Source organism: Cupriavidus sp. UME77, assembly GCF_014170355.1.
Lineage (GTDB): Bacteria > Pseudomonadota > Gammaproteobacteria > Burkholderiales > Burkholderiaceae > Cupriavidus > Cupriavidus basilensis.
This window is the reverse complement of sequence record NZ_LZZU01000018.1, coordinates 217,003-235,012: the sequence shown is the minus strand read 5'-3', so window position 1 is coordinate 235,012 and position 18,010 is coordinate 217,003. Positions and strand designations below refer to the sequence as shown.

Sequence of the window (18,010 nt, the reverse complement as noted above, 5' to 3'; positions counted from 1 at the left end):
CAGGCGCTTGCCAGCGCCTACAGGATCTCCGGGACAAACCAGGCATTGAAGCGGTAGAGCGCAATGGCCGGCATCACGGAAAACAGGAACAGGCTGACGACAGCGCGCCGGTTCCTATACGGGTAGAGCGCCAGCAGATCCCGCAGCGTGTAGCTGGCAACCAGCACCACGAGCGGAACGTAGGCCAGGACGCAAAACAGGAAGATCCAGACAAAGGCGCCGCCCTGCAACGCTCGGTCAAGCATGCCAACACCGGCGATCCAGTGCGCATCCCCGCCACTGAATGTGAGAAGCAGCATCATCAGCGAAACGATCAGCGTGGGATAGCGGAGCATCTAGGCCGGCTCTCTCTCGCCGCCCGGCTCGTCGCCAAACAGCACGCGCAGCATGCGCTCGGGATTGGCCAGGAAATCGCGCGTCACGCGAAAGTGCTCGGTGTCCTGATAGTCGATCCGCGCCACGCCTTCCGGTGAGCAGGTGTAGATGACGAACTGGGACGAGATCATGGGGTTCGCCGGAGTGGATGTGGATGGCACGGCGCTATCGTAACGCAGTGCGGCGCCGGCACGGCTCACAACGCCAGGCGCATGGCGATGCGTTGGCGCAAGCCGAGCGCCGCCTCGCGCGCCAGTGCGGCGCAGAGCGCCGGGCTGAGATCGGCTTCATCGAGGCGGCGAAAGCCGAGGCTTGCGTAGAACGGCGCGTTCCACGGCAGGTGGCTGAAGGTGGTGAGGTTGAGCGACTGCAGGCCTTGCCGGCGGAAACCATCGGCCACGGCGCGCACGAGGGCGCGGCCAATGCCGCGGCGGGCATGGGCAGGGTGGACGTCCATCTCGTCAAGACAGGCATGCTGGCCAAGCACGCTGGCGAGTGCGAAGCCGGCTGGCGTGCCGTCGGGGGCGATGGCGACCCACAGGCGGCGCTCGCGCTGCGCGCGTTGCAGGTCTTCGAGCGGCGTGACTTGCTGGCGCAGCGCGGGGGGCAGGTCGGATTCGGGGAATAGTTCAGCCGCGGCGCGTTCGATGGCAGGCAGGCCGGGTACGTCTTCGGGCGTCGCTAGGCGAATGACTGGCATCGGTATGCGGCGGAATGAGCAAGCTCGGACTCCCGGAGTGAGAGCGGTCGGACGCACGCATGCGCACCCTCGCTCCGGGCCAGGCGGCACATCACGCCGCCGGAAACATCCCCAGCAGATTCGTCACCGCCGCGGGCACGTCAGCCGCCTCGGTAATCGCGCGCACCACGGCCGCGCTGCCAACGCCGACCGCCAGCACCTGCGGCAAGCGCGCCGCATCGACGCCGCCGATGCCCACCAGCGAGGGCACCACAGGCTGCATCAGCTTGACGTAGGCGTGGAAGCGGCCCAGGCCCTGCGGCGCGGTCGGCATGATCTTGGTGGTGGTCGGGAAGATCGCGCCCAGCGCAAGATAGCTCGGGCCGATGGTGGCCACGCGCAACATCTCGGCATAGCCGTGCGTGGACACGCCAAGGCGCAGCCCGGAGGCGCGCAGCGCATCGAGGTCGGCTTCGTCGAGGTCTTCCTGGCCGAGGTGAATGCCATAGATGCCGCTGTCGCCACCCTGGCTGGCGTGGTAGTCGATGGCAGCCCGCCAGTGATCGTTGATGAACAAGCGGGAAGCGCTGCCGCGCGCGGCCTTGGCGGCGCGCTCGATCTCGCCGCGCACGGCCTGCGCGTCATCGGACTTGAAGCGCAACTGCACGGTGGGCACCGCCAGCGGCACCAGCCGCTCGATCCATTCGGCGCTGGGCACCACCGCGTACAGAGCCAGCGGCGGGCACGGTGCGAAGGGCTCGGCGCGCTGCTCCGGCGCGACCAGCGCGGCGTGGCGCACGTGCGGGAAGCGCGCGAAATCCACCGGCCAGTCCAGCGAGCCCCGCTGCCAGGCGCGCGCCAGGCAGAGCGCATCGTGCGCGGGGAAATGCAGCGCCAGGCAAGCCAGCAGCACGGCGACGAAGGCCGGCGAATGCGCGGTGTCGTCGTCGGCATGGGCACTGAAGACCCAGGTGCCCATCGGCGAGCGCACGGTGTCGCTCCATTGCCCGCCTTCGCGGTCGCTCTCGATGGCGATGGCGCCGGCGCCGGCAATGCGCGCCAGCGTGGCCGCGTCGGCCTCGCCGTCGAACAGCACCACGTCGGCATCGCCGAGCGCGGCGGGGGCGTTGCCCTGCACCCACGCGCGCCAGGCCTTGTCGCTGGTGCCGAAGGTGGCGCCATAGCGCGCCAGCAGCGTATCGCGCAGCGCGGCGTCGATGCCGGCAGGCAGAAGATTGCGGGTCATGCGCGGTCCTCCGCGCCTTCGGCGTGCCAGAACGGCATGCCCACCACCGGCGTGCTGGCCTGCGCGATATCGCGCTCCGGCATGGGGCCGGCCAGGTAGGCGGTGCGGCCCGCGTCCACAGCCAGCGCGAAGGCGCGTGCCATGTTGACCGGATAGGCAGCCTGCGCCACGGCGGTGTTCAGCAGCACGCCATCGTAGCCCCACTCCAGCACCTGGGCCGCGTGCGACGGCAGCCCGAGGCCAGCGTCGACGATCAGCGGGGTATCCGGCAGGCGTTCGCGCAACAGGCGCATGGCGTGCGGATTGACGGCGCCCTTGCCGGTGCCGATGGGCGCGGCCCACGGCATCAACGCCTGGCAGCCCACGTCCAGCAGGCGGCGGCATAGCACGAGGTCCTCCGTGCAATACGGCAGCACCTTGAAGCCTTCCTTGATCAGCGTCTCGGCCACGGCGGGCAGGTTGAGCGTATCGGGCTGCAGCGTGTAGTCGTCGCCCACCAGCTCAAGCTTGATCCAGTCGGTCTCGAACACTTCGCGCGCCATCATGGCGGTGGTGATGGCTTCCTGCGGCGCCATGCAGCCAGCGGTATTGGGCAGCACCGGCACGTTCAGCGAGCGCAGCATCTGCCAGAAAGCCTGGCCGCCCTCGCCATCGCCGACCGAGCCCTGGCGGCGCAGCGCCACCGTCAGCATGGCGGGCCGGGCCACCTCCACCGCGGCCTGCAGCGTGGCGGGAGACGGATAGCGCGCGGTACCCAGCAACAGGCGCGAGGCAAACGACTCGCCATAGAGCACGAAGGGGTCGGCGAACAGGTCGCGCCGGGGTTCTGCGGAATTGAAGGTCATTTGGGGTCAGCCTCCCGTCACGGGTTGCACGAGGTCGATACGATCGCCGGCGGCGAGCACGGTGGCCGCATGCGCGGCGCGTGGCACGAACTGGCCGTTGAGCGCGGCGGCAAATGGCGGCGCGATGCCCGCGCCCGCCACCGCATCGGCCAGCGTGGCGTTATCGGCAAGGGCGAGCGGACGGCCGTTGAGCAGGATATCCATGGTCATTGTCGTTCAGTGCAGCACCGGCGAGCCGGTGACGGTATCGAGCGCGGCCGCGATCATGCCAGGCCAGCGCACCGAGGCCGGCACGGCATGCGCGGCAGGATCGCCGTCGAGCAGAGCCCGCACGACCTGGCAGGCGGCCTCGGTGACCGCCGGGGCGATCAGGAAGCCGTGCCGGTACAAGCCATTGAGGCGCACGATGCGGGCATGCTGGTCGACCCGGATGGCCGGCAGGTGGTCCGGGCGCGTCGGGCGGCGCTGCACATTGAGTTCCAGCACGCGCGCCTCGCCAAAAGCGGGGTGCAGCGAATACGCCGCGGAAAGCAGCTCCAGCGCGGAGCGCACGCTCATCGGCGAGTCATCTTCGCTTTCGAGCTCGGTGGCGCCGATCACGTAGAGGTCATTGGGCTTGGGCGCGATATAGATCGGGTAACGCGGGTGCAGCAGGCGCACCGGGCGATGCAGCTTGACCTCGGGTGCGTGCACACGCACGACTTCACCGCGCAGGCCGCGCAATCCCGGCATGCTGCCGTGCGCGGCGGGCTGCCCCGGCCAGGCGGCGCGGGCGCCCAGGCCACGGCAATCCAGCACGGTGCGTGCGCAGATCCCCAGCGCTGGCAGGTCGCCCGCTTCGATTTCACCGGCCTCCCAGACGCAATGCAGCCCGCTTGCCACCGCGCAAGCCAGCAATGCGCGCAGCGTGCCGCGATTGTCCAGCTGGCCTTCGCCGGCCAGCAGCAGCCCCTGGGAGAAACGGCCCGCGAGCGCGGGCTCGAGCGCGGCCACGCCATTGCCGTCCAGCGCGCGCATGCGCTGCGCCACCAACTCCGGCGGCGCCACCGCGCGCACCCGGCTGGTAAACAGCGACATCTCGCTGCGGTCGCGGGTATGCCATACCACCAGCGTGCCGTCCTCCTGGAAGAACACCGGCTCCGGCAATTCGGCCACCCAGGTGCGCCACAAGTCGACGCTGGCGGTGCCAAGCTCGACGATGCGGCGCTCGGCAATGGCGGATTCCGCCAGGGGCGCGAGCATTGCCGCGGCGACGTGCGCGGCCGAGCCAACGCCGTCGGGGCCACCGCGCTCGACCAGCGCCACGCGCAGGCCGGCACGCACCAGTTGCCAGGCGGAAAGGCGCCCGGCCAGGCCGGCGCCGAGCACGGCCACATCAAACGACTGCGTTGTCATGGGATGGTTGTGCCGGTGCTCGCCGCGATGGCGCGGCGAGCACCGGCCTCCTTTAAGTCATGGCGTGCCCTTCGGGGAAGGGGCACGGTACTTCGCGTGCGGCGCTGCACGGGCAGGCGCCGCACCATGGCCCTACGCCTTACGAGTAGATCTTGCTGCCGCTCTTGACGAACTCGATCGACTTTTCCTGCATGCCCTTCTCGGCTTCCGGCTTGAGCGAAGCGGCGTAGTCGCGCACTTCCTGCGTGATCTTCATCGAGCAGAACTTGGGACCGCACATCGAGCAGAAATGCGCGATCTTGGCGCCTTCGGCCGGCAGCGTGGCGTCGTGGTACGAACGCGCACGTTCCGGATCCAGGCCGAGGTTGAACTGGTCTTCCCAGCGGAACTCGAAACGTGCCTTGGACAATGCGTTGTCGCGCAGCTGCGCGCCCGGCCAGCCCTTGGCAAGGTCGGCCGCGTGAGCGGCGATCTTGTAGGTGATGATGCCTTCGCGCACGTCTTCCTTGTCCGGCAAGCCCAGGTGTTCCTTCGGCGTGACGTAGCACAGCATGGCGGTGCCCATCCAGCCGATGTTGGCCGCACCGATGCCGCTGGTGATGTGGTCATAGCCGGGGGCGATGTCCGTCACCAGCGGTCCGAGCGTGTAGAACGGCGCCTCGTAGCAGTGCTTGAGCTCTTCATCCATATTGGCCTGGATGCGTTGCAGCGGCACGTGGCCCGGGCCTTCGATCATGACCTGCACGTCGTGCTTCCAGGCCTTGTCGGTCAGCTCGCCGAGCGTGCGCAGCTCACCGAACTGTGCGTCGTCGTTGGAGTCGGCGATGCAACCCGGACGCAGGCCATCACCCAGGCTGAACGACACGTCGTACGCCTTCATGATTTCGCAGATCTCGTCGAAGTGCGTGTACAGGAAGTTTTCCTTGTGATGCGCCAGGCACCACTTGGCCATGATCGAACCACCGCGCGAGACGATGCCCGTGACACGGTCCGCGGTCATCGGCACATAGCGCAGCAGCACGCCGGCGTGGATGGTGAAGTAGTCCACGCCCTGCTCGGCCTGCTCGATCAGCGTGTCGCGGAACATTTCCCAGGTCAGGTCCTCGGCGATGCCGCCGGTCTTGTCCAGCGCCTGGTAGATGGGCACCGTGCCAATGGGCACCGGCGAGTTGCGCAGGATCCACTCACGCGTTTCGTGGATGTGCTTGCCGGTGGACAGATCCATGATGGTGTCGGCGCCCCAGCGGATCGACCACACCATCTTTTCCACTTCCTCGGCCAGCGACGACGTCACGGCGGAGTTGCCCAGGTTGCCGTTGATCTTGACGCGGAAATTGCGCCCGATCGCCATCGGCTCCAGCTCGGTGTGGTTGATGTTGGCGGGAATGATGGCGCGGCCGGCAGCGATTTCGCGGCGCACGAATTCCGGCGTCATGTCTTCCGGGCGCAGCGGCAGCGCGGCACCCAGCGCATTGCCGGGGTGCTGGCGCAGCAGCGCCTTGTATTCGGGCTTGTCGTACAGCGCTTGCAGGTTCAGCGACTCGCGCAGCGCCACGTATTCCATCTCGGGCGTGATGATGCCGCGGCGCGCATAGTGCATCTGCGACACGTTGGCGCCGGCCTTGGCGCGGCGCGGGTTGGTCAGCTGGGCAAAGCGCAGGTGGGCGGTGGCCGGATCGGCGGCGCGCGCCAGGCCGTATTCCGACGACAGGCCGGACAGCACTTCGGTGTCGCCGCGCTCTTCGATCCACTTGCCGCGTACCGAGGGCAGGCCGGCCTTCAGGTCGATATGGATGTCCGGATCGCTGTACGGGCCCGACGTGTCATACACGGGAATCGGCGGATTGGACATCTCGCCCTTGTCCGTGCGCGTGGACGTCTGCAGGATCGTGCGCAGCGGCACGCGGATATCGGGGCGGCTGCCGGTCAGGTAGGTCTTGCTGGATGCCGGATAAGCAAACTTTTTGTCGAGATCGGTTTCAAGCGACTCGAAAGATGCGGCGGGGGCGGTATTTGTGCGGGCCATGGGTGTCGTCCTCTCTCTTGCGGGGATGGACGAAACCAGGAGCCCTGTGAGCATGGCCGCGGCGGTGTGGCCGGGTCATGTGCCTTGGAGAAGGCAGGAGCTGTTCGGTAACCATGAAACTTCCCACGCCGGTACTAGCCGGATCGGGTTCGAAGGGACTCTCTCAGCCGCACGGCCCATCCGTACGGCACCCCTGTTTCATCCAACGGGGTGAATTTAAGCACAAGGCTCGGGGCTTGACCACCCCTGTTTCAATCTGGAGTGTCGTGCGTCAAGGTATGGCAGAGGGCCGCGCGGGCCCCAGGCGACAGGCATGCACACCATTGCACGCCACTACGCTGCAACGCACCATGACTTAGCGTGCGCATGCACTGCCATTCGAAACCGCAGCCACTTCAAGCCTTGAAGGTCACCCAAGGCTTCAACCGCGCCACCGCTTCGATCAGCCCGGCCTCTTCCTGTGCCTGCAGCACCGGACCGATCGGCTTGTAGGCCTCGGGCGCTTCTTCCGCCCTGCGCTCCTCGCGCAGCGTGACGCAGCGCCACCCGGCGTTGGCATGATCGCTTTTCAAGCGGCGCAAGGCCTGGCGCCGGACACTGCGGCCGGCGCCGTGGCTGCATGACGAGAGCCAGTCGGTGTGACCCAAACCTCTCACTATATAGGAAGCATCCCCCATGGAACCGGGGATCAGGGCCAGGTCGCCGTGATGCGCGGGTGTCGCGCCCTTGCGGTGGATATTGAGGCCGTTTTCGCGCAGCACCACGTTATGCGGCACGTCGACCACCAGCCGCGAAGCCGTCGCGCCGCACAACTCGGCCAGCTCCTTGCGCACGAGTTCAGCCAGCACCACCCGGTTGGCCCAGGCATAGCGTGCCGCCGTGCCCATGGCCACCAGGTACTCGTACGCCAGGCTGCCCGCCAAGCCGTACAGCCCGCTCGTCGGATGCTTCAGGCCGGCGGGCCAGGCCTGGCGCGCCCGGTCCATCCAGCGCCGTCCCACGTAGAAGCCGACATCGCGCGAGCCGCTGTGGATCATCGCCACGACATCGCCGGGCGCCAGGCCAACGCGATACGCGGCATGCCTGTCGAAGATCTCGTCCACGACCTGCAGCTCGACAAAATGATTGCCACCGCCCGGCGTGCCGAGGCAGGGATCGCGAAAGACCTCGCGATTACCGACGTGCGCATCCGGCGCATAGCGGGCACTGCCGCCAAACGCGTCCAGTCCGACGCAAGCGGCAAGTTCGGCCTCCAGCCGGGCCCGATCGACCTGCGCCCACAAGCCTTGGGGGGCCACGCGATCGATGAACGCGGCGGGTCCCTCGTCGAACAGGGCGCGGAACGCGGCGCTATGCACCGGCACGTCTCGTCCGTTTTCGAGCAGGGCACGCGTCAGCCTGCTCACAAGGGCATCCTGCTGCGGCAGCAGGGCGGCTTGCTTCAGGCCTGTGGTGATCAAGCGCATGCCGCAGTTGATGTCGGTACCGATCGCGGCAGGAATGACGAAATCCGCGTCGGTGGCAACGATCGATCCGACCGGCGCGATGCCGCCGGGATGAAAGTCTGGCGTGGCGCAGGCTTTGCAGACGCCGTGGTGGCCGTCCGGAGAACGCACCGCGGCGAAGTCGAGCAACTGCCGTACGGCCTTCGCTTCCAGGGCAAGCGTGGCGGGCAACAGCACCGAGGCTTGCGCGTGTTCGTTGCGCAGGTGATAGACACCCTGGCTGCGTTCGACATGGATGCCCTGGCGCTGCAGGGCTTTTTCAAGACGGGGAAGTGAGGACATGGCTGCTGGGAATACAAGGTACGGGGGTGCCTCCGGGGAACCGGGGCAAAAAGTACCTTCTGCGCAGCAGCGTCGAGAAAGGAGCGTGCAGTGTATCGCCGGGGAGCGGCGAACGGCAAGCGCCGGGCCCGCGAGCCCTGCCATGTCGGCGCAAAGTGTTGGGGGCCGGACACAGTGCAAGCCCACGCACATAGCGCGCCGCTTGCTCTACCATGCAATCAGACATGCCCATGCGCCGCGCGCGCAGAAGACTGCACAGGAGACCTCATGACCCAAGCTGCCACCCACCGCGTGTTCAACCAGGTCCCGGACCTGACCGGCTACAACCTGTTCACCGGCGACCCCGCGCTGCGCGCCGCGCTGGAGCGGCTTGGCGGCGGCTGGCACGCCGGTGCGCTCGATGTCTTCGGTGCACGCCTGGGCAAACCCGATGTGCAGCAGTGGGCGGCCGAGGCTAATCGCCACGCGCCCGAACTGCATACGCACAGCCGCACCGGCGAGCGCATCGACGAAGTGGAATTTCCGCCAGCATGGCACGCCCTGCTGGCCCTGCTGCGCGGCCAGCAGCTGCAGGCGCTGCCGTTCGCGCAGCCCAGGGAGGGCGCGTGGGTGGCGCGCGCCGCCGGCTATTTCCTGCAGGCGCAGGCCGAGTCCGGATCCCTGTGCCCGCCCACCATGACGTTCGCCAGCATCCCGGTACTGCAGAAGGAGGCGGCGCTGTTCACGGAGCTGGGGCCGAAGCTGTTTGCCACCGAGCACGATCCGCGCGACCTGCCCTGGCGCGACAAGCAAGCCGTGATGATCGGCATGGGCATGACGGAAAAGCAGGGCGGCTCCGATGTGCGCAGCAACACCACCGTCGCGCGCGCCGTGCGCGGCGAGGGCCGCGGCGCGGAGTACGCGCTCACCGGGCACAAGTGGTTTTTCTCCGCCCCGATGTGCGATGCCCACCTGGTGGTGGCGCGCATGGGCGCGGAGGATGGGCCGCTGTCGTGCTTCTTCGTGCCGCGCTTTCGCGACGACGGCAGCAAGAACCCGGTGCAGATCCAACGTCTCAAGGACAAGCTGGGCAACCGCTCCAATGCCAGCAGCGAAGTGGAATTCCGCGAGGCCACCGGCATCCTGATCGGCGAGGAGGGCCGTGGCATCCCGACCATCATCGAGATGGCCACCTATACCCGGCTGGATTGCGTGATCGGCAGCGCCGCCATCATCCGCGCGGCGCTGGTGCAGGCCGTCCATCACGCGCGGCATCGCATGGCGTTCGGCCGCCTGCTGGCGGAGCAGCCGCTGATGCGCAACGTACTGGCAGACCTGGCGCTGGAGAGCCAGGCCGCCACCCTGCTCATGATGGAACTGGCGCACGCCTTCGAGCGGGCCGATGCTGATCCGTTGTCGGCCGCCTGGAAGCGCATCGTCACGCCGGCGGCCAAGTTCTGGGTCTGCAAGCGGGCCATCGAGGTGACGGGCGAAGCCATGGAGGTGTGGGGCGGCAACGGCTACGTGGAGGAAGGCCCGATGGCGCGGCTGTACCGCGAGGCACCGGTCAACTCGATCTGGGAGGGTTCCGGCAACATCATGTGCCTGGACGTGCTGCGCGCGCTCCAGCGCAATCCCGAGGACGCGGGGCGGCTATTGCAGGACCTCGGCCGGCGCGCCGGCGGCCATCCGGCGGTGCGGGCCGAACTCGCCTCGCTGCAGGCGATGCTGCGCGACGCGCCGGATCACCTTGAAGCCGGCGCGCGGCGTTTTGCCCAGGGCCTCGTGCTGACCGCGCAGGCGGCGCTGATGCTCGCCCATGCCGACGCCGACGATGCCGAGCGCTTCGTGGCCAGCCGGCTCGGGCGCCAGCACGGCCGCGTGTTCGGCACGCTGGAGGGCGACGATGCCGCGCTGGCGCGGGTCATCGCCCGCGCCTGGCCGGCCTGAGGCACGCGGCCGCGCCGCTCGCCTCGTCACGCTTTTTTCTGGCCATCGCGCTACAGGCGGCGCGGGTCCTGCCGTAAACCCCTTGGTATTAATGTCATGCACTTAATACATAAGTGCGTATTGATCCCCTTTAAATGACCAAGCGGCGCGCCCGGCTACACGGCGGGTGCCGACATCCCGACATGAACATCAGCCAACGCCTGCTGCTATCTTTATCCCTGGCCCTGCTCGCCTTGCTCGTCGTGGGCCTCGGCGGCATCTGGCAACTCAGCGAGTCGGAACAGCGTTTCGAGTACTTCAACGACAACACGCTAGGTAGCGTACGCACCCTGGACACCCTCAAGGACAACGTCAACGCCATGCGTATCTCGCTTTACAGGCACACCATGAGCGAAGACCCCAAGGCCAAGGCCGAAGCCGAAGCCGCCCTGGCCCGCGCCGACGAGAAGTTCGACACCACCGCCGCAAAGTATGAGCGTGACGACATCAGCGACGATACCGACCGCAAGATGCTCGAAGCCGACCGCGCCGCGCTCAAGCGCTACCGCGCCGCGCGTGTCGCCATGCTGGAAAAATCGCGCGCCAACGATTTCGCCACGGCCCACACCATGCTGGTGAGCGGCGAACTGAACGACGCATCGATCGCCTTGCGCAAGGCAATCGACGATCACATCAACTATAACGGCGAGCTGGGCGAACTCTCCGTGAAGCACAATAGCGAGCAGTACACCACGGCGGTTCGCGTGTTCTCGGCGGTCATCGTCGTGGCGGTGCTGGTCACCGGCTTCCTGGCGGCAACGCTGTATCGCCGTATCCACGGCAGCCTGGCCGAAATCGAGGAGAGCCTGGAGTACGTCAGCGACTCCCTGGACCTGGAACGCCGCGCACCGGTGGGCCGCCTGGACGAGATCGGCCGTACCGCGGCCGCCTTCAACCGACTGCTGGAGCGGGTAGCTGTGGCGCTGCGCGAGGTGCGCCATTCGACCGATTCCGTCAGCGTGGCGGCACGGCAGATCGCCGCGGGCAATACCGATTTGTCGGCACGGACCGAACAACAGGCCGCCTCGCTGGAGCAGACCGCATCGAGCATGGAAGAGCTGACCACCACCGTGCGCCAGAACGCCGAGAACGCGCGCCAGGCGAGCGGCCTGGCCGGCAATGCCGCCAGCGTGGCCGAACACGGCAGCACCGCCGTGCAGCAGATGGTGCAAACCATGGGCGCGATCAGCACCAGTTCCAACCGCATCGCGGAGATCACCAGCCTGATCGAGGGCATCGCCTTCCAGACCAACATCCTGGCGCTGAATGCCGCGGTGGAAGCCGCGCGCGCCGGCGAACAAGGCCGGGGCTTCGCGGTGGTGGCCGGCGAGGTGCGCAGCCTGGCGCAGCGCTCGTCCAGCGCCGCCAAGGAAATCAAGGACCTGATCGACAGCTCGGTCAACACCGTGCGCACGGGCTCGGCACAAGCCGAGGATGCCGGCAAGACCATGAGCGAAGTCCAGAACGCGGTGAAGCGCGTATCGGACATCATCGCCGAGATCGCCGCGGCCTCCGACGAGCAAAGCGCGGGCATCGAGCAGGTCAACCAGGCGGTGGGCCAGATGGACGAAGTCACGCAGCAAAATGCCGCGCTGGTGGAAGAAGCAGCCGCCGCCGCGCAATCGCTGGATGACCAGGCCGGCAAGCTGCGCGACACGGTATCGACCTTCCGCCTGGCTACGGCCTGAGCGCCGGTGTGAGGGGCGAACCCCCACCCCTCGCACCGCCCCTCACACGGCCCCTCACACGGCCAATACCTCCGCGATGCGCAACACCACGCGCGGGCCGTGCCGGATCAGGTCATGCGCGCGCTCGCCGATCATGATGGCCGGCGCATTGGTGTTGCCGCCAATCAGCGTTGGCATGATCGAAGCATCCACCACGCGCAAGCCTTCCACGCCCCGCACGCGCAGTTGCGGATCGACCACCGCGTATTCGTCCATGCCCATGCGGCACGTCCCCACGGGATGGTAGATGGTATCCGCATGGGCGCGGATCATCGCGCGGATCGCGCTGTCGTCGCCGCCATCGGCCGGCAAGTGTGCCGAATACAGCTCCTTGCCGCCGAACGCCGCCAGTTGCGGCTGGGCCAGGATCCGGCGCACGATCCGCACGCCGGCCACCAGGCCGTCGAGATCCCGCGGGTCCGACAGGAAGCACGGGTCGATCATCGGCGCCTCGCGGATATCGGGCGAAGCCAGCCGTACCTCGCCCCGGCTTTTCGGGCGCAGCACGCAAACGTGGCAGGAATAGCCATGGCCCAGGCGGATGCGGCGCATATGGTCGTCGGCCATGCCGACCACGAAATGCAGCTGCAGGTCGGGCTCGTCCAGCCCGGCGTGGCTCTTCAGGAAGGCGCCTGCCTCGGCAAAGTTGGAAGTCAGCATGCCGGTGCGCTCGCGCCGGTAGCGCAGTATCTCGGCCAGCAGGCGAAACGCGCCGCCCACCGAGACCCCGAACAGCTCGGACGCCGCCACCCGCTTGTGCACGATGACGTCGAGGTGGTCCTGCAGGTTGGCGCCCACGCCCGGCAGGTCGTGCACCACGGGAATACCTAGCTCGCGCAGATGCGAGGCGGGGCCGATGCCCGACACCATCAGCAGTTGCGGCGAGCCGAACGCGCCGGCCGACACGATCACCTCGCGGCGTGCCCGCAACAGGGTCTCGCGGCCATCCTGCCGCACCACCACCCCCACCGCGTGGCGGCCCTCGAACTCGATGCGCAGCACCTGCGCGCCCGTCATCACATGCAGGTTTTCGCGCCCGCCATTGCTGGCGCGGTCGGCGGCGTCGCCGCGGTGCAGGTAGGCGCGCGCGGCATTCCAGCGCTCGCCGCCATGCTGGGTCACCTGGTACCAGCCAGCGCCCTCCTGGTCCACGCCGTTGAAGTCGTCGTTGCGGCGATAGCCGGCCTGCTGGGCCGCCTCGATAAAGCGCTGGCCGAAGGGATTGGGCGTGCGCAGGTCCGACACATGGAGCGGGCCGCTGCCGCCGTGCCAGGGATCGTCATCGCGCCCGGCCACGCGCTCATTGCATTCGGCCCGGCGGAAATAGGGCAGCACATCGTCCCAGGCCCAGCCGTCGCAGCCGGCCGAGGCCCAGCGGTCGTAGTCCGCCGGCGTGCCCCGCGTGTAGATCATGGCATTGAGCGAGGAACTGCCTCCCAGGCCGCGCCCGCGCGGCTGGTAGCCACGACGCCCGTTCAGCCCGGGCTGCGCAACGGTACGGTAGCCGTAATTATGGCTACCGGCACGCGGCAGCATGGCCGCGCAGCCCGCCGGCGTCGACACCAGCACATGGTGATCGTGGCCGCCGGTCTCGAGCACCGCCACGCTGTCGCTGCCGCTGTCGGCCAGCCGCCCGGCCAGGGCACACCCCGCCGAACCGCCGCCAACGACGAGATAGTCAAAGGTGGTTTCCATCCGTCTCCCCGCCTGGTCCGAGGTCAGTGTGCCGGGGTTGCGCCGAACGCTTCGGCAAGCCGCGCATGCCGGCCAACCCGGTCTGGCTGGCACGCCGAAAGCATGCCGCGAAATCAGTGTAGGGCTTTGCCAGGGCACTGGAAAGGGAGAAGGAGGATCGATGAATACGGTTGTTTGAAGCACGCGGCTAGTGGCCGGCCTCCATTGTCAGGCGGCGCCGCTTGGCATATGGTGCGGGGATCTAAACGCCGCGCGCGCCAAGGGCGGCGCACGACCCCAAGGAGAGCGCGACATGAGAGAAGTGCCCGAGATGTCATCCGTATTCGACGCCATGCGCGCCGCCTCACGCCGCGACCAGGCCCCGGCCTGGGCAGTGCGCGCCGACCGGCTGCGGCGCCTGCGCAAGCTGGTGACCGGGCACATGGACGAGATCGCGCAAGCCATCAGCGCCGATTTCGGCAACCGCCCGCGCCAGGAGACCGCGCTGCTCGAGGCCTTTCCCAGCGTGGCCGGGATCGACGATGCACTGCGTCATGGCAAGCGCTGGATGCGGGTGCGGCGGGTACGCACCGGGCTGTGGTTCAAGCCCGCCACGTCGCGGCTGATGCCGCAGCCGCTAGGCGTGATCGGCATCGTGGTGCCGTGGAATTACCCGCTCTACCTGACCGTGGGCCCGCTGGTGGGCGCACTGGTCGCGGGCAACCGCGCCATGGTCAAGCTCTCCGAGTACACGCCGCGCTTCGCCGCGCTATTCGCGCGCCTGGCGCAACAGGCTTTCGCCGCCGACGAGGTCACGGTGATCAATGGCGACGCGGAAGTGGCGAGCGCCTTCTCCGCCCTGCCCTTCGACCACCTGCTGTTTACCGGCTCAACCCAGGTCGGCCACCATGTGATGCGTGCGGCGGCCGCCAATCTCACGCCGGTCACGCTGGAACTGGGCGGCAAATCGCCGGCCATCGTCGGCCCCGGCGCCGACCTGGAGCGCGCAGTCGAACGCATCCTGGTGGGCAAGCTGCTCAACGCCGGCCAGACCTGCATCGCGCCGGACTATGTGCTGCTGCCCGAGGCCCTGCGCGAGCCCTTCGTCGAAGCCGCCCGCGCCTGCGCCGCCCGCCTCTACCCAGACCAGCCGGACCTGCCGGGCCATGCCGGCAACCCCGACTACACCACCATCATCAGCCCGAGGCACTTCGCGCGGCTGGACGGCCTGGTGAGCGATGCCGCCCGCGCCGGGGCCCGCGTGGTGCCGCTGTCACAGCTGCCCTCGGACCCGGAGCGCCGCCGCCTCGCGCCGGTGCTGTTGCTGGATGTCCCCGCCGACGCCACGGTGATGCGCGAGGAAATCTTCGGCCCGGTGCTACCGCTGGTGACCTACCGCACGCTGGAAGAGGCCATTGACTACATCAACGCCCGCCCACGCCCGCTGGCGCTCTACCTGTTCGAGAAAGACGGCCGCACGATCGACCACGTCATGGCGCAAACCGTGGCGGGCGGCGTCAGCATCAACGAAACGCTGCTGCATATCGCCCAGGAAAACCTCCCCTTCGGCGGCGTGGGCCCCAGCGGCATGGGCGCCTATCACGGCCAGGCGGGCTTTGAGACCTTCTCCAAGCTCAAGCCGATCTTCCGCCAATCCGGCATCAATGGCGCCGGGCTGCTGAAGCCACCCTATGGCAAGCGCTTTGAAACGATGATCAAGCTGCTGATGCGCTGAATGACAAGGAAAACCTGCGGCGTTGATCGAAGCCGCCGAACGGGCCAACGCTGCGCGCCACGACGACGGCTGTCTCTCCCTCTCCCCTCAGGGGGAGAGGGCCGGGGAGAGGGGTGGCTTAGCTAGGAGCCACGCAAAGCGAAGCCCGTGGTGTTTTCCACCCCGCTGGCGTAACTACCACCCAGCCTCAACCCACCACCATCGGCCGCCCCAGCATCCGCGCCAACACCGCTTCCGGCGAATGCGTATGGTCTGAAATCGCTTTCGGCGACAGGTAGTAGGTCTGCTCCATCATGGCCCGGCCGCGCATAGCCGCATGCAGCACCTGGTCGCTGAATACGATCCAGGTCGACCCGGGCGGGAACTGAAATTCCTGCTGCGGCACATTGGCCTGATACGCCAGGTCGGCCTTTGCAAGATCGTGCAGCTGCAGCATCCGATGGTCATACTCCGAGCGCCGGCGCTTGGTGATATGCAGCATCTCCATCACCCGCGCCTGTCCCGGCCACATGCCCTTGGTCTTCGGCACGAAACGCTTGGCGAAATCGCCAAACGGCTCGCCCACCCGCCACACGCGCGGCGCCTGCGGGTCAATGTTGTGGAACACGCGCAGCAGCCGCTGGCCCAGCATCGGGTTGGACGGGAAGGAGTCCACATGCAGGCGCGTGTCGTCCTTGCGCCAGCTCACCGGCCGCCCGGCGATCTCGCTCGGGCGCAGCGAGGTGCCGGCACGCACCATATGCGGGCCATATTCAGGGAACAGGCTGAGCACCAGCTTCTCGCTGTACTCGGCATAGCGGCGAATCAGCACGTACAGGTCTTTCAGGTCCTGCTCGCCGCCCGTCGCACCGCGCACGGCCTGGTCGTTGGCGCGCAGGTTGATGTTCTTTGACTTGCCGTCCGACCAGCGGCTGTCCAGGAATCGCTCCTCGCCGGGCTCGAACTGAAAGCGCAACTGGGGAAAGAACAGCACGGCGCCCTGCTCCAGCTCGCGGCGCAACCCCGCCTTGGTGCCGGCATCGAGTTGCGGGGCCCACTCGGTATAGGGCTGGGGCCGGATCAGGTTGAACGCGGGCGCGGCTGCCCCGGCCGTGGCGGCGGGGCTGGGCGTGGAAGGGGTAAGGGTCGAATCAAGTGACATGGGCATCCTCGGTATGCGGGCTCCGGCGGTCTTGAGCGCGCATGCGCGCGCCGCGGCAGGCGAACAAAGCGCCACTCGCCGGGCCCCCTTGCCATCCCGCGATTCTACCCTCGCGGCCATGGCGCGCCACGCCCAGCCTTGCCCCGCTTGATCCAGGACAAGGCGGTGGCAAGCCAGGAACACCATGGCTGGCGCGAAAAAAAACCGCCCGAAGGCGGTCTTTCCGATGCAAGGTTCGCAGCAGCCTTACAGGCCGGCCGCAGCGCGCAGCAGCGCGACCTTGTCGGTGGCTTCCCACGAGAATTCCGGCTCTTCGCGGCCAAAGTGGCCGTAGGCAGCGGTCTTCTCGTAGATCGGGCGCAGCAGGTCAAGCATCTGCACGATGCCCTTCGGGCGCAGGTCGAAATGCTCTTGCACCAGCGCGGCGATCGCCTCGTCGGAGATCTTGCCCGTGCCTTCGGTGTACACCGTCACATTGATCGGGCGGGCCACGCCGATGGCGTAGCTGACCTGCACCTGGCACTGGCGCGCCAGGCCGGCGGCGACCACGTTCTTGGCGACATAGCGGGCAGCGTAGGCTGCCGAGCGGTCGACCTTGGACGGATCCTTGCCCGAGAAAGCACCGCCACCGTGGGGCGAAGCGCCGCCGTAGGTGTCGACGATGATCTTGCGGCCGGTCAGGCCACAATCGCCCTGCGGGCCGCCGATGACGAAACGGCCGGTCGGGTTCACCAGGTACTTGGTGTCCTTGAGCATCTCGGCCGGCAGCACCGGCTTGATGATTTCCTCGATCACGGCTTCACGGATCTGCGCCTGGGTGATATCCGGCGAGTGCTGGGTCGACAGCACCACGGTATCCACGCTGTGCGGGCGGCCGTCGACGTAACGCACGGTCACCTGCGACTTGGCGTCGGGACGCAGCCAGGGCAGGCGGCCATCGCGGCGCAGTTGCGACTGGCGCTCGACCAGGCGGTGCGAATAATAGATCGGGAAAGGCATCAGCTCCGGCGTTTCATCGCAGGCGTAGCCAAACATCAGGCCCTGGTCGCCGGCGCCCTGGTTCAGGTAGTCGTCGGAGGCGCGGTCCACGCCCTGGGCGATGTCAGGCGATTGCTTGTCGTAAGCGACCAGCACTGCACAGCCCTTGTAGTCGATGCCGTATTCGGTATTGTCGTAGCCGATGCGCTTGATGGTGTCGCGCGCAACTTGGATGTAATCGACGTTGGCAGTCGTGGTGATTTCCCCGGCCAGGACAACCAGGCCGGTGTTGCACAGCGTTTCAGCGGCCACGCGCGCGTACTTGTCCTGGGCCAGGATGGCATCGAGGACAGCATCGGAAATTTGGTCGGCGACCTTATCGGGATGGCCTTCGGAGACGGATTCCGAAGTGAACAAGAAGTCGTTTGCCACGA

15 protein-coding genes and 1 riboswitch are annotated in these 18,010 nt (G+C 67.7%); of the genes, 3 read left to right on the top strand and 12 right to left on the bottom strand.

Annotated elements, in window-relative coordinates:
• Nucleotides 1–17: 17 nt before the first annotated feature.
• The 9 genes from A9975_RS08510 to A9975_RS08470 form a co-directional block, all read right to left on the bottom strand.
• On the bottom strand, nucleotides 18–335 hold the full coding sequence (locus A9975_RS08510; protein WP_183032203.1) for a hypothetical protein: 318 nt from the start codon (nucleotides 333–335) through the stop codon (nucleotides 18–20).
• Entirely contained in the window at nucleotides 336–506 is a 171-nt protein-coding gene (locus A9975_RS08505) for a hypothetical protein (protein WP_255503113.1), read from the bottom strand. It lies immediately after the preceding gene.
• A 65-nt stretch (nucleotides 507–571) separates the two neighbouring features.
• Nucleotides 572–1,075 carry a GNAT family N-acetyltransferase gene (locus A9975_RS08500; RefSeq protein ID WP_183032202.1) on the bottom strand — a complete coding sequence of 168 codons (504 nt, stop codon included), beginning with the start codon at nucleotides 1,073–1,075 and terminating at the stop codon, nucleotides 572–574.
• Between the two features lie 91 nt (nucleotides 1,076–1,166).
• Nucleotides 1,167–2,300: a thiamine phosphate synthase gene (locus A9975_RS08495; RefSeq protein ID WP_183032201.1), complete on the bottom strand. Its 1,134-nt coding sequence runs from the start codon at nucleotides 2,298–2,300 to the stop codon at nucleotides 1,167–1,169.
• On the bottom strand, nucleotides 2,297–3,145 hold the full coding sequence (locus A9975_RS08490; protein WP_043343126.1) for a thiazole synthase: 849 nt from the start codon (nucleotides 3,143–3,145) through the stop codon (nucleotides 2,297–2,299). Before A9975_RS08490 ends, A9975_RS08495 begins: the two co-directional genes overlap by 4 nt.
• A gap of 6 nt (nucleotides 3,146–3,151) precedes the next feature.
• On the bottom strand, nucleotides 3,152–3,349 hold the full coding sequence (gene thiS / locus A9975_RS08485; RefSeq protein WP_150989923.1) for a sulfur carrier protein ThiS: 198 nt from the start codon (nucleotides 3,347–3,349) through the stop codon (nucleotides 3,152–3,154).
• 12 nt (nucleotides 3,350–3,361) lie between these two features.
• Nucleotides 3,362–4,540, bottom strand: coding sequence for an FAD-dependent oxidoreductase (locus A9975_RS08480; RefSeq protein ID WP_183032200.1), 1,179 nt, complete (start codon nucleotides 4,538–4,540; stop codon nucleotides 3,362–3,364).
• A 139-nt stretch (nucleotides 4,541–4,679) separates the two neighbouring features.
• Nucleotides 4,680–6,566 (bottom strand): phosphomethylpyrimidine synthase ThiC, encoded by a 1,887-nt coding sequence (thiC, locus tag A9975_RS08475; RefSeq protein WP_035868410.1) that lies wholly within the window; start codon nucleotides 6,564–6,566, stop codon nucleotides 4,680–4,682.
• A gap of 103 nt (nucleotides 6,567–6,669) precedes the next feature.
• Nucleotides 6,670–6,771, bottom strand: a riboswitch (TPP riboswitch).
• A 190-nt stretch (nucleotides 6,772–6,961) separates the two neighbouring features.
• The gene (locus tag A9975_RS08470) at nucleotides 6,962–8,353 is read right to left on the bottom strand and encodes an RtcB family protein (protein ID WP_183032199.1); all 1,392 of its coding nucleotides are present in this window, start codon (nucleotides 8,351–8,353) and stop codon (nucleotides 6,962–6,964) included.
• Nucleotides 8,354–8,620: 267 nt separating this feature from the next.
• Here A9975_RS08470 and A9975_RS08465 point away from each other — a divergent pair, with 267 nt between their 5' ends.
• Together A9975_RS08465 and A9975_RS08460 are read left to right on the top strand one after the other, a co-directional pair.
• Nucleotides 8,621–10,282, top strand: a complete 1,662-nt coding sequence (locus A9975_RS08465; RefSeq protein ID WP_183032198.1) for an acyl-CoA dehydrogenase family protein — start codon at nucleotides 8,621–8,623, stop codon at nucleotides 10,280–10,282.
• A gap of 182 nt (nucleotides 10,283–10,464) precedes the next feature.
• Entirely contained in the window at nucleotides 10,465–12,009 is a 1,545-nt protein-coding gene (locus A9975_RS08460; protein ID WP_183032197.1) for a methyl-accepting chemotaxis protein, read from the top strand.
• Between the two features lie 54 nt (nucleotides 12,010–12,063).
• On the opposite strand, the gene A9975_RS08455 is transcribed toward A9975_RS08460, so the two are convergent.
• On the bottom strand, nucleotides 12,064–13,743 hold the full coding sequence (locus tag A9975_RS08455) for a GMC family oxidoreductase (RefSeq protein ID WP_183032196.1): 1,680 nt from the start codon (nucleotides 13,741–13,743) through the stop codon (nucleotides 12,064–12,066).
• Nucleotides 13,744–14,035: 292 nt separating this feature from the next.
• Here A9975_RS08455 and A9975_RS08450 point away from each other — a divergent pair, with 292 nt between their 5' ends.
• Nucleotides 14,036–15,457, top strand: coding sequence for a coniferyl aldehyde dehydrogenase (locus A9975_RS08450; protein ID WP_183032195.1), 1,422 nt, complete (start codon nucleotides 14,036–14,038; stop codon nucleotides 15,455–15,457).
• A 187-nt stretch (nucleotides 15,458–15,644) separates the two neighbouring features.
• Here the strand turns inward: A9975_RS08450 and A9975_RS08445 are convergent, their stop codons facing one another.
• A complete protein-coding gene (locus A9975_RS08445) occupies nucleotides 15,645–16,598 on the bottom strand; it encodes a Kdo hydroxylase family protein (protein ID WP_183032194.1) in 954 nt (317 codons plus the stop codon).
• 246 nt (nucleotides 16,599–16,844) lie between these two features.
• Entirely contained in the window at nucleotides 16,845–18,008 is a 1,164-nt protein-coding gene (metK, locus tag A9975_RS08440) for a methionine adenosyltransferase (RefSeq protein ID WP_043343105.1), read from the bottom strand.
• Between the last annotated feature and the right edge of the window lie 2 nt (nucleotides 18,009–18,010).

Excerpts from the sequence above, each read along its gene's own strand:
- A9975_RS08455 (WP_183032196.1), bottom strand. The coding sequence starts at position 13,743 with ATGGAAACCACCTTTGACTATCTCGTCGTTGGCGGCGGTTCGGCGGGG.
- A9975_RS08445 (WP_183032194.1), bottom strand. The coding sequence starts at position 16,598 with ATGTCACTTGATTCGACCCTTACCCCTTCCACGCCCAGCCCCGCCGCC.
- A9975_RS08470 (WP_183032199.1), bottom strand. The coding sequence starts at position 8,353 with ATGTCCTCACTTCCCCGTCTTGAAAAAGCCCTGCAGCGCCAGGGCATC.
- A9975_RS08510 (WP_183032203.1), bottom strand. The coding sequence starts at position 335 with ATGCTCCGCTATCCCACGCTGATCGTTTCGCTGATGATGCTGCTTCTC.
- A9975_RS08490 (WP_043343126.1), bottom strand. The coding sequence starts at position 3,145 with ATGACCTTCAATTCCGCAGAACCCCGGCGCGACCTGTTCGCCGACCCC.
- thiC (WP_035868410.1), bottom strand. The coding sequence starts at position 6,566 with ATGGCCCGCACAAATACCGCCCCCGCCGCATCTTTCGAGTCGCTTGAA.
- A9975_RS08465 (WP_183032198.1), top strand. The coding sequence starts at position 8,621 with ATGACCCAAGCTGCCACCCACCGCGTGTTCAACCAGGTCCCGGACCTG.
- A9975_RS08500 (WP_183032202.1), bottom strand. The coding sequence starts at position 1,075 with ATGCCAGTCATTCGCCTAGCGACGCCCGAAGACGTACCCGGCCTGCCT.
- A9975_RS08480 (WP_183032200.1), bottom strand. The coding sequence starts at position 4,540 with ATGACAACGCAGTCGTTTGATGTGGCCGTGCTCGGCGCCGGCCTGGCC.
- A9975_RS08460 (WP_183032197.1), top strand. The coding sequence starts at position 10,465 with ATGAACATCAGCCAACGCCTGCTGCTATCTTTATCCCTGGCCCTGCTC.
- A9975_RS08450 (WP_183032195.1), top strand. The coding sequence starts at position 14,036 with ATGAGAGAAGTGCCCGAGATGTCATCCGTATTCGACGCCATGCGCGCC.
- A9975_RS08505 (WP_255503113.1), bottom strand. The coding sequence starts at position 506 with ATGATCTCGTCCCAGTTCGTCATCTACACCTGCTCACCGGAAGGCGTG.
- A9975_RS08495 (WP_183032201.1), bottom strand. The coding sequence starts at position 2,300 with ATGACCCGCAATCTTCTGCCTGCCGGCATCGACGCCGCGCTGCGCGAT.
- thiS (WP_150989923.1), bottom strand. The coding sequence starts at position 3,349 with ATGGATATCCTGCTCAACGGCCGTCCGCTCGCCCTTGCCGATAACGCC.